The 8,673-nt window shown below is 33.1% G+C and carries 6 protein-coding genes; 2 read left to right on the forward strand and 4 right to left on the reverse strand.

The window, feature by feature from the left end; genetic code table 11:
• Positions 1–136 precede the first annotated feature (136 nt).
• Entirely contained in the window at positions 137–994 is an 858-nt protein-coding gene (locus KTQ83_RS10335) for a DegV family protein (protein WP_217256766.1), read from the reverse strand.
• A 2-nt stretch (positions 995–996) separates the two neighbouring features.
• Positions 997–1,857 (reverse strand): DegV family protein, encoded by an 861-nt coding sequence (locus KTQ83_RS10340; protein ID WP_117926652.1) that lies wholly within the window; start codon positions 1,855–1,857, stop codon positions 997–999.
• A gap of 91 nt (positions 1,858–1,948) precedes the next feature.
• Here KTQ83_RS10340 and KTQ83_RS10345 point away from each other — a divergent pair, with 91 nt between their 5' ends.
• On the forward strand, positions 1,949–2,653 hold the full coding sequence (locus KTQ83_RS10345; protein WP_186998841.1) for an ABC transporter ATP-binding protein: 705 nt from the start codon (positions 1,949–1,951) through the stop codon (positions 2,651–2,653).
• Position 2,654: 1 nt separating this feature from the next.
• Positions 2,655–5,912 (forward strand): FtsX-like permease family protein, encoded by a 3,258-nt coding sequence (locus KTQ83_RS10350; RefSeq protein ID WP_186998840.1) that lies wholly within the window; start codon positions 2,655–2,657, stop codon positions 5,910–5,912.
• Between the two features lie 49 nt (positions 5,913–5,961).
• On the opposite strand, the gene pyk is transcribed toward KTQ83_RS10350, so the two are convergent.
• The gene (gene pyk / locus KTQ83_RS10355) at positions 5,962–7,374 is read right to left on the reverse strand and encodes a pyruvate kinase (protein ID WP_222620955.1); all 1,413 of its coding nucleotides are present in this window, start codon (positions 7,372–7,374) and stop codon (positions 5,962–5,964) included.
• A gap of 26 nt (positions 7,375–7,400) precedes the next feature.
• On the reverse strand, positions 7,401–8,363 hold the full coding sequence (pfkA, locus tag KTQ83_RS10360) for a 6-phosphofructokinase (protein WP_117926648.1): 963 nt from the start codon (positions 8,361–8,363) through the stop codon (positions 7,401–7,403).
• Positions 8,364–8,673: the final 310 nt, after the last annotated feature.

An 8,673-nucleotide genomic window follows, 5' to 3' on the forward strand; every position in this document is an offset into this window, starting at 1 on the left:
GTGATTATTTTGTATAACATTTTTTTGATACCACCCGCATAGCAGGTGGTTTTGTTGTTTCGTACTTCGTACTCAACCAGCTAAAGCCAAAAGCATAAAAACAAAAAGGAATTGAATGATTTCACACACTCAATTCCTATTGCTCTTTCATTTCATTAAATACTTGTAAAGCTAGACAGCCTAGTCCCGTATGAATTCCAACTGCACTTACTAAATTGATTACTTTTACTTTAGCGCCTTCAATTTGGTTTTCAATCTTTTGCGCATATTCTTTTGCAGCTTCTAACGCGTCTACGTGCGCAACAATAAATGTATAATTAGAATTTACATTTAATTCTTTTAAATGTTTAATAACACGATCTTGAGCACGTTTCATTGTACGAACTTTATCTAATACATCTACTTTTCCATTCGTACTTTTATCAATGTGTAAAACAGGTTTGATTTTCAATAAACCACCTAGTGCCGCAGCCATTGGTGTCAATCTTCCACCACGTTTCATATGATCTAAATCATCACACAACAACACAGTTTCACAACTATCCGCAATGTTTTGTAGTTTTTTAATAATTTCATCAATTGGAATGTTTGCTTCATACATCTTTTTAGCTGCTTCAATCATACATCCTTGTTCAACCGCTGTGCAATAACAATCAACGCCTACAAATTTCATTTCTAATTGATTCGCAATCATTTCCATAGAATCCAATGTTCCGGATAATCCTCGACAAATAGGAACCGCAAAAATTGTGTCATATCCTTCATTTTTTAATTCTTTAAAACAATCTTGAATTTTACCTAAACTAGGCAAGGATGTTCTCAACACTTTTTTTTCATGTAATTTTTGAATCACTTCAGAATATGTAATTTCTGTATATTCATCTTTTGATTCTTCATCACAAGTAATTTGTAATGGAAGACAATAAATTCCTTTTTCTTTCCAATAGTCTGGATGCTGGCCTGTTCCGGTATCCGTCACAAATGCAATCTTCATAACTAGGCCCCCTTTACTTTTTTCACAAATTGAACGCCTACAGCACCTAATCCTGTATGTACTGCAATAACGGCATACATTGGATCTATATGAATTTGAATGTCTTCGCCAAACACATCGTGTAGCTCATCAATCACCAATTGTGTACCTTCTTGATTTTCTCCGTTTAACACATAAAATTCATAATCTTGTGCATTCGCATCTTTTGAAATCACTTTAACAGCTTTTTTAATAGCTTTGGACATTGTACGTACTTTATCAAAAACATCGACTTTTCCTTCAGTATTTTTAGATACTTCCAAGATTGGTTTGATTTTCAACATTCCTGCAAGCTTAGCTGCCATTGGAGTTAATCGTCCCCCCTTAGCTAGATGATCTAAATCTTCTGGAATTAAAAAACCACGTGAATGATCTACACTGTCTTTTAAACGTGAAATGATTTCTTCTGGGTGTATTTCTTGTTCAACTAATTTTTGAGCTGATAACACCAAATATTTTTCCACACCTAAAGTAGTATATATATCTAATGTATGAATTTTAACCCCATGCCATTTACCAGATGCCTGTATTGCCTGATTTGTTCCTGATAATCCATTTGATAGAGTTATCAAAATAACATCCGTAATACCATTATTTTTATATGATTCTAATAAAGCCTCAATATCGCCTAATGGTGGCATGCTTGTTTGAGGCATAAAGCCTCTTTCTAAGAATGAATTTAATTCTTCTACTGTTAAATTCACCCCATCTAAATATGTTTTATCTTCTATTTGAACCTGTAAAGGTAAAAAATCAATTCCTAACGCTTGTGCTTCTTGTTTGGTTAATCCACAACCACTTTCTGTCAATACTCGAGCCTTCATTAAAACCCTCCTTTTTTCGAAATCATCCTAATCCTAACATGAAATATTAATTTTCTCAAATGTCTGATATAATTAGTTTGAGGTGATTTATATGAGCGCTTTCATTTCTTTTGAAAATGTAAAAAAGACTTATCATATGGGCGAAATCGACATACATGCCTTAGATAATGTGAGTTTTGAAATACAACAAGGCGAGTTTGTGATTATCGCAGGAGCCAGTGGTGCTGGTAAAAGTACTATCCTAAATCTACTGGGTGGAATGGATACTGTCAGTGAAGGAAGAATCATTGTAGATGGTCGTGAAATCAGTTCTTATAAAGAAAAGGATATGACACTTTATAGAAGATATGATGTTGGATTTGTTTTTCAGTTTTATAATCTAGTTCAAAATCTTACTCTTCGCGAAAATGTTGAACTTGCAACACAAATTTGTAAGAAACCACTTGATACAGATGAAACTATAGAACTTGTTGGACTAAAAGATAGAATGTTCAACTTCCCTAGCCAGCTTTCTGGCGGTGAGCAGCAGCGTGTTGCAATCGCAAGAGCATTAGCTAAAAACCCAAAGCTTTTACTTTGTGATGAACCCACAGGTGCTTTGGATTATCAAACAGGTAAACAAGTTCTTAAGGTCTTACAAGATACGTGTAGAACGCAAAATAAAACTGTCATAGTTATTACCCACAACTTAGCATTAACACCAATGGGAGATAAGGTCATTAAAGTTCGTAGTGGAAAAATTGAAAGTATTACATGTAATGAGCATCCTATGGATGTAAATGACATAGAGTATTAATATGCCTTCTTCTTATTTAAAAGATATTTTCCGTGAAATTAAAATCTCCCTCGGTCGTTTTCTATCTATCCTTTGTATTGTCGCAATTGGTGTGGCATTCTTTGCCGGAATTAAAGCGAGTGCACCGGATATGAAAAACAGTGCCGATATGTATTTTGATACATATAATGTTCAAGATATACAAATCTATTCAACTTTGGGACTTACCAAGAAAGATGTAAAGGCCATTCAAAAATTAAAAGGTGTCAAATCCGTACAGCCAAACTTTTCAATGGATACATTGTCTCAGATTGATTCAACACAAATGGTTATTAAAGTCATTTCTTATGAGATTGATCAAAAGATGAATAAGATCCGTGTAGTCGAAGGAAGAATGCCTGAAAGAGAAAATGAGTGTTTGATTGAGGCTAGCTCTGCTACAAATAAATTATATGGTACTTTCCATATTGGAGATACAATCAAATTACAGAGTGGTACAGATGAAGCTTTATCTAACTCCTTGAAAAACACAAAATATAAAATTGTAGGTACTTGTTATAATCCGAATTACTTATCTTATGAGAAAGGATCAAGTAATATTGGATCAGGAACGGTAAACTCTTTTATATATATACAAAATTCAAATGTTTTAAAGGATTATTATACAGAAGTTGATGTTTGTGTTAAGGGTGCAAAAGAATTAGATTGTTATAGCGATGCATATTTTGATGTTGTTGATCCTGTATTAAAAAGAATCAAAAAAATCGCAAACAAACAAATCGATGTACGTATTCAGTCTTATCAATCTGAATTAGATGGAAAAAAACAGGAAGCAAACGATGAATTGAATGATGCAGAAAATAAATTAAATGATGCTCAAGATAAGATTGATTCGGGGCTTGCAGAGATTCAAAGTAATGAAATTAAGCTTCAGAATTCTAAAAATCAAATTGATCAATGGTGGAATGAATATTATGCAAATTTACAATTATTAGATAATATTCCTACTTTACAAAATGCGATTGCTCAAATTGAAGAGAGTGAACAAAAACTTCCTGAGTTATTGTCTCAGAAAGAACAAGCTGAAAATGGTTTGAATCAAATTAATGCCGCAATGGATGACCTTAATATGCAACGTAAAATGATTCAAGATTCTATTCATTTGATAGACATCTCAATTGAAAAGGCTCAAAACACACCTACTACAGATGAATCATCTGAAGCTATAAAGAATAAAGTAATTGAAAACCTAAACAATGGAAAAGTATATCTGCAAGGAAAAATCGCTGAAATTGACAGTACAATAGCTAAAAAAGCTGAGTTAGAAGCGGCTATACCACAACTTCAGGATGCGATCGACCAAATCCAAGCAGGTGTCGCAAAAAAGGCTAAATTACAATCTCAGTTAAATCAGTTATTAAATGCAAAAAATCAATTAAACAGTGCCTATGTTAATTTAATAAATGGTGAATCTCAATATGAGGATGGAGTATCCAAAATTCAAGATGCCAAAAATGCAATAAATTCAAACATTGAAAAGCTAGCACTATCTAAAGCAGAGTTTAATGTTCGAAAACACGATGCCTTAAAAGAAATAAATGAGGCACAAGAAGAAATTGATAAGATGAGAGGTAAATGGATTGTTTTAGATCGTGACTCCCATTATTCTTATCGTGATTATGGAGCCTGTGCAGACCGTATGGATGGTATTGCCAAAGTATTCCCTGTATTCTTCTTCTTAGTGGCTGCTCTAGTTTGCATGACAACGATGACAAGAATGGTTGATGAACAAAGAAATGAAATGGGAACTTTAAAAGCTCTTGGTTATTCAAAAAGTCATATTGCACTTAAATATATAATCTATGCATTTAGTGCAAGTGTTTTAGGATCTATTTTAGGATGTTCTTTAGGAATGTATTTGTTCCCAACTGTCATCTTTAATGCTTGGAACACTTTATATAACATTGAAAAAATTCATTTTTTATTCCAGCCTGGTCTTATCTTATTAGCCAGTGGCTCTGTAACTGGTATTACTTTACTAGCCACACTATATTCTATTTATAGTGAATTAATTGAAATGCCTAGTCAGTTAATGCGTCCTAAAGCTGCAAAAGCTGGTAAGAAAATTATGCTTGAAAAAATTCCACTTATATGGAAACGTTTTTCTTTCTTACAGAAGGTAACCGCAAGAAATATTTTCCGTTATAAAAAACGATTCTTCATGACTATTATAGGAATTGCAGGATGTTCTGCCTTATTAGTGGCTGGCTTTGGTATCAATGATAGTATTTCAGATATTGTAAACCAACAATATAATGTCATCTATCACTATGATGCCACAATTTCAGCCAAATCAAGTGAAATGACATCTCAAATACATTCTTTAAAGGGGATTAAAGATGTATATGAGGAAGATCATCTTGCGGTAACTACGAAGATTGACAATAAAGACCTTTCTACTACGGTCCATATTATTTCAAATCATGATAAATTTAAAGATTTCTGTACTTTATTTAACGGTAACAAAGAATTTGATCTTGATGATTCTTCAGTATTAATATCTCAAAAAATGGCTACTAAATTGAACAAAAAGGCTGGAGACATGATTACATTAAAAGATACCAATAATAAAGTTATTAAAGCTAAAATCAAGGGTGTATTTACAAATTATGTTGGCCACCACATCTATGCAAGTGAATCGTTATACAAGAGTTGGAATACAAATGCAAAAACAACGCATATTTACTTAATTAAGTCTAAAAAAACAACTAAGAAGTTTGAACGAAATTTAGGTAATAAAATTATGAATATTGACGGTGTGCAAAGCGTAACTTTCTATTCATCTCTACAAAAAAACTTTAAAGACATGATTAGTAGTATTTCCTATATCGTTGTTGTACTTGTTATTTCAGCAGCATGTCTTGCATTTGTAGTTTTATACAATCTAAGCAATGTTAATATTTCCGAAAGAAAACGTGAGATTGCAACAATTAAAGTTCTTGGTTTTACAAGAAAAGAGGTAGATGCATATATCAATCGTGAAACCGTTCTATTAACTATTTTAGGTTCATTGATTGGTTTAGTAATTGGTGTAGCATTACATCACTTAATTATGAACTTAGCTGAAATGGATGATATTATGTTTGGTAGAACAATCAATTCAATATCTTATGTGATTAGTTTTGTGATGACAATTGTTTTCAATGCAATCATCAATTTGTGCATGCATAAAAAATTAAATAACATTCAAATGGTTGATTCATTAAAAGCTGTGGAATAACCCACAGCTTTTTTGTATTAAAAAGCCCTCAAAATGAGGGCAATGTTAACTAGATTTGAGCAATACGCATCATATTTGTGTTGCCTGATCCGATTGGATATCCAGCAACAACAATGATGTGATCTCCTGTTTTGAATCCAGCTTGTAATGCTAAGTTACGAGCTAAATCAATATCATTTTCTTTATTATTTTGAATATTTGAAACGACTGGAGTTACGCCATTAACTGGTAATAAACTACGTTGAGTCACTTCATCAAATGTAACAGCTAAAATTGGAGCACATGGACGGAATTTAGCTAGACGACGAGCTGTATTTCCACTTTGTGTAAATGCAATAATACATTTAATATCAATTGCCAATGCAGTATCAGCTACTGAAATACCAATTGCATCGTTTAAAGTACGTTTACTTGATTTAACATTAGCTTTCAAACGATCTTTATAAGGAATCATTGGTTCAATAGCATTTGCAATCTTAGTCATTGTTTGAACAGATTCAACTGGGTAATGACCTGCAGCTGATTCACCAGATAACATGATACAGTCTGTTCCATCCATAATAGCGTTAGCCACGTCACTTGCTTCTGCACGTGTTGGACGAGGATTTTCCTGCATAGATTCTAACATGTGTGTTGCAGTGATAGCTGGTTTACCAACTTCGTTTGCAGCAGCAATCATACGTTTTTGATAAATAGGTACTAATTCTAAACTTACGTCTACACCTAAATCTCCACGAGCAACCATTACTCCATCTGCAACCTCTAAGATTTCGCGGATGTTATCAAAACCTTCCTGGTTTTCAATTTTAGGGAAAATTTGAATCATATCTTTATTTTCATCAATCAAAATTTGACGAATTGCTAATACATCATCTTTACGACGAGTAAAACTTGCTGCAATATAGTCAACATCCATTTTACATCCGAAACGAATATCTGATTCATCTTTTTCAGAAATAAATGGCATACTTAACTTAATGCCTGGTAAATTACATCCTTTACGACTCTTTAAGAAGTGAGGGTTGTTTACAACACCATGAATACGATCAGGAGTTACTTCAGTAAAAGTGACTTTCATTTTTCCGTCATCCATTAAAATGTAATCACCAACTTTAACGTCGTTAAATACTTCCGGACAACGTAATGTAAATCTTTCGTGGTTTCCTAAAACTTCATCTTTTACTAAATCGATTTCGTCACCTTCAACAAAATTACATCCACCATTTTCGAAATCACCTAAACGAATTTCAGGACCTTTAGTATCTAATAAAATACCAATAGGTTTTCCTGTTTCTTTACTAACCTCACGAATACGTTTAACACGTTCCGCATGTTCTTCATAGTCTCCATGAGAGAAATTTAAACGTGCGATGTTCATTCCAGCTTCAACAAGTTTTGTTAAAACTTCTTTGCTCTCACTAGCTGGACCAATAGTACAAATAATTTTTGTTTTTTTGCTCATATGTATATCCTTCCTTCTAATATATCCTAAACCAAACGATCAAATAAATTCATTAGTGGTTTACGAGATTCTTGTGGCATGCTCAATGCTTCTTCAATTGGATAAGAAATAATCTTGTTATCACGAATTGAAATACATTGTCCACCAATGCCTTGCATCAATAAATCTACAGCTTTTTCCCCCATTTGTGATGCTAACAAACGGTCAAATGGACATGGAGATCCCCCACGTTGAATATGGCCTAAAACAGTTGCTCTTCCTGAAAAGCCCGTATTCAAACTAACCTTTTTTGCAAATTGATCTACATCAGTAATCTTTTCACTAATTACAACAATTGAGTGTTTTTTCTTTTTAATAATATCGATATCTCTTAAACGATCTAAGACATCTTGTTCATCAAATCCTGTATCACTTGTTACTACAATTTCGGCACCACAAGCAATACCTGACCATAACGCTAAGTCTCCACAACGGTTTCCCATAACTTCAACAATAGAACAACGGTGATGTGAATTAGAAGTGTCTCTTAGTTTATCAACACATTCAACTACAGTTTCTAAAGCTGTTTGAAAACCAATCGTATAATCTGTACAAGTAATATCGTTATCAATTGTACCAGGTAATCCGATACAGTTAATGCCCATTTCTGTTAAAGATAATGCTCCACGATATGAACCATCACCACCAATAACCACGACGGCTTCAATACCTCTCTTTTTTAATTGAGCGATTGCTTTTTTTCTGACTTCGATGTCCTTGAATTCTGGTAAACGAGCTGATCCTAATATAGTTCCACCTCTGTTTACGATATCTCCAACAGTTTCACGAGTTAATGGTTCAATATAACCTTCAACCATTCCTTTATAACCATTGTAAATACCAAATACTTCAAGACCACTATTTAATCCAACACGTGTTACCGCGCGTATTGCAGCATTCATTCCCGGTGAATCACCACCAGAAGTCAAAATACCAATTCTTTTAACCATAATATGTCCTCCATAGACTCATTATTAATCATCATAAATATACCACATAAATATTGTTAAAAAAAGAGTAAATTGACCTGAAAACGCTTTTAGGTAAAAAAGATTTATAACTTATTAAATGTTTGTGAAACATTTGACATTTTGTTAACAATTACTAAAAACATATAATGTTATTTTAAAATATATCTAAATATTTATGTACGAAAAAAGCCAAGTCTAAGTAAATAAAAGACTTGGCTTTTGAATATAAAAGGCAAAAAAAAGGACCCGGCAGCTAGCTATCTTCGCAGGGGCAAGCCCAACTATTGTC

This window comes from Holdemanella porci, assembly GCF_019052655.1.
GTDB lineage: Bacteria > Bacillota_I > Bacilli_A > Erysipelotrichales > Erysipelotrichaceae > Holdemanella > Holdemanella hominis.

Bases quoted from the DNA above. Each gene is read 5' to 3' on its own strand.
- pyk (WP_222620955.1), bottom strand. From the start codon at position 7,374: ATGAGCAAAAAAACAAAAATTATTTGTACTATTGGTCCAGCTAGTGAG.
- KTQ83_RS10350 (WP_186998840.1), top strand. From the start codon at position 2,655: ATGCCTTCTTCTTATTTAAAAGATATTTTCCGTGAAATTAAAATCTCC.
- pfkA (WP_117926648.1), bottom strand. From the start codon at position 8,363: ATGGTTAAAAGAATTGGTATTTTGACTTCTGGTGGTGATTCACCGGGA.
- KTQ83_RS10340 (WP_117926652.1), bottom strand. From the start codon at position 1,857: ATGAAGGCTCGAGTATTGACAGAAAGTGGTTGTGGATTAACCAAACAA.
- KTQ83_RS10345 (WP_186998841.1), top strand. From the start codon at position 1,949: ATGAGCGCTTTCATTTCTTTTGAAAATGTAAAAAAGACTTATCATATG.
- KTQ83_RS10335 (WP_217256766.1), bottom strand. From the start codon at position 994: ATGAAGATTGCATTTGTGACGGATACCGGAACAGGCCAGCATCCAGAC.